This window comes from Neobacillus pocheonensis (assembly GCF_050477905.1).
GTDB lineage: Bacteria > Bacillota > Bacilli > Bacillales > Cytobacillaceae > Neobacillus > Neobacillus pocheonensis_A.
Window position 1 is genome coordinate 1 of the sequence record NZ_JBCNAD010000117.1, and the last position, 1,156, is coordinate 1,156.

1 protein-coding gene is annotated in these 1,156 nt (G+C 41.9%); it reads left to right on the plus strand.

What is annotated here, in order from left to right:
* Positions 1-53 precede the first annotated feature (53 nt).
* The coding region (locus ABES02_RS29750; RefSeq protein ID WP_430141645.1) for an acyl-CoA dehydrogenase family protein at positions 54-1,156 on the plus strand (1,103 nt) is incomplete at its 3' end.

Genomic DNA, 1,156 nt, shown 5'->3' on the forward strand with positions numbered 1-1,156 from the left:
AATCAAAGAAAATGGTTTAACCGATAACTTTAGCTGAACTAGGGGTGCTATCCATGAACTTTGAACTTAACGAAGATATTCTGTTTATGAAATCGAACGTCAGAGATTTTATTCAAACCGAGGTTGAAGCGGTTGCGATGCAAATTGAAGAAGAAAACCATATTCCAGAAAGAATTATCAATCTCTCAAAGGAGTTAGGGCTGTTTGGGTTAAGTATCCCTGAAGAGTATGGCGGCCTTGGGATAGGCATGGTGGGTAAATGTGCTTTGTACGAGGAAATTGGGCAAACACATAATGGCTATACCACATTAATTGGGGCTCATACAGGCATTGGAACCGTAGGAATCGTGGAAATGGGAAATGAACTGCAAAAGAAAAAGTTTCTCCCTGATATGGCAAGCGGAGAAAAACTGGGAGCATTTGCATTGACTGAACCTGATGCTGGTTCAAATGCGGCAAATTTAAAAACTACGGCTGTAAGAAGGGGGGATAAATACATCTTAAATGGCCTGAAGCATTACATTACAAATGCCACTGAGGCAAGTGTATTTACGGTCATGGCTGTTACAGATCCTGAAAAAGGGGCTAAAGGCATTACCTCGTTTATTGTGGAAAAAGATTTCCCTGGGTTTCAGGTCGGAGCAGTGGAAAAAAAGATGGGTTTAAGAGGTTCACATTCAGCGGAATTAATTTTTGAAGATTGCGAAGTTCCAGTGGAAAATGTACTGGGCTCAGAAGTAAATGCTCTCAAAATTTTAGCAAATGGCCGAGCAGGTCTTGCTTCACGAAATCTCGGATCCTGTCAAAAACTATTAGAAATGTCGACCAGATATGCTAAAGAACGAATCCAATTTGGTAAACCAATCATCAAGAATCAGGCAGTCAGCCACATGCTTGCGGAAATGGCGGTTGAAATTGAAGCGCTCCGTTCCTTTACCTACCGTGTGGCTTGGATGGTTGATTCAGGAATGAAGGTTATCAAAGAAGCGGCTATGCTGAAGCTTTATGGTTCAGAGGTGTATAACCGTGTGGCAGATAAAGCTGTGCAAATTCATGGGGGTTTGGGTTATATCGCCGACTATCCTGTTGAACGCTACTATCGTGATGCCAGGATTACCAGAATCTATGAGGGCACATCTGAAATCCAGAAAAATAT